Raw genomic sequence first — 1,407 nt, forward strand, 5'->3', positions numbered from 1 at the left:
GTCGTGGATCTCGCCGGCAAGGCGGGCCCGCTCGGCTTCCCGGCCCACCTCCCGCTCCCGATGAGCCAGCTCGGAGCGGGTCCTGACCAGCTCGGCGATCACCTCGCGCCGTGCCCGGGACTCCCGGTCGAGCGCCCGGACGCCGGTGCCCAGGCCCACCGCGACGAGCGCCCCCACCGCGGGGCCCACGACCCCGGCGGGAGTGAACCCCCCGTGCATCCCCAGGGCCATCATCGCCACCGTGGCGAGTGCCGTGACCGCCGCGATCCCGGCCCACACGGGCAGGAGGAACTGGGCCAGGAAGAACAGCGGAAACGCCAGGTAGGCGGCCTCCGGCACCCGGATCACCAGGACCGACCACAGCGCCAGCACAGCGGCGAGCCACCACAGTCTCGCGGCCCGGCCGGTCCCGTGTAGGTGGTCCCACACGGTCCCGGCCAGGTACACGGCGGTGAATCCGACCGCAGCCGCCACCGCCACGAGGTCCGGTTCGCCGGCGGTGTCCCGGTGCGCGCTGACCAGCGTGAACGCGAGCAGGGCCGCCACGAGGGTGTGCAGGGCCACCTGCAGTTGGGTGAAGACCGCTCGGACGCCGGCCGACTCGGGAGGCAGCTCTGCGCTCGCTCGGGGGCGGGAAGGGCCGGTCACCCGGTCGACGCTAGCCGTTGCCGTCGCCCCGGGCATCCATCGAAGGATGGATGCGGCGATCGACCTTCCGGGCGCGCGAGACCATCCGCTCGGGCGATTCGGGGGACCCGGCCGGCGACGAACCTGGACGCAGACCACCACGAGAGGACCCCCCATGTTCTTCGCACTCCGCGACCTGCGCACCGCGCGGGGCCGCTTCGCGCTCATCACGGGCGTCGTACTGCTGCTGTCCGTACTGGTCGCCGGCCTGCTCGGGCTCACCGCGGGTCTGGCGCACCAGAGTGTGTCCGCGCTGCGGGCCCTGGGCAGTGGCGACTCGACCTTCGTCCTACCTGCCGACGAGGACGGGGCCGTGGACCTCGATCGCGCCTCCCTCACCGGCGAGCAGGTGGACCGGGTGACCGAAGCCGACCCCTCAGCCGTCCCCCTGGGCGTTGCCCGCATCCGCGTAGACGACGGGACCGAGACCGGCGCCTCGGCCGTCGCCGTGGGTCTCGGCGGCCCCGTGGGATCGTTGACGCCGCCCGCATCGGGGGAGGTCCTGACCTCTACAGGCGTCGACGACGAGGTGGGCGCCGGTGGGACCGTGCTCAGGGTCGACGGCAGCGCTCTGCGCGTCACCGGAGGGGTCGGCGACCTGTGGCATTCGCACACCCCCGTCGTCGTCACCGACCTGGCCACGTGGCGCGGGCTCGCCCCGCGCGGTGGGGCGGCCACCGCCGTCGCCGTCTCATCCGAGGGGCCGGGGGCGTCCAGGGG

The 1,407-nt window shown here is 74.3% G+C and carries 2 pseudogenes; one reads left to right on the top strand and one right to left on the bottom strand.

Annotated elements, in window-relative coordinates:
* Positions 1-648: pseudogene (locus tag IY392_RS17640) on the bottom strand (sensor histidine kinase); the annotation flags it as partial.
* Positions 649-802: 154 nt separating this feature from the next.
* Here IY392_RS17640 and IY392_RS17645 point away from each other — a divergent pair.
* Positions 803-1,407 (top strand): annotated as a pseudogene (locus IY392_RS17645) (ABC transporter permease); the annotation flags it as partial.

This window comes from Dietzia sp. SYD-A1 (assembly GCF_015356725.1).
Classification (GTDB): Bacteria; Actinomycetota; Actinomycetes; order Mycobacteriales; family Mycobacteriaceae; genus Dietzia.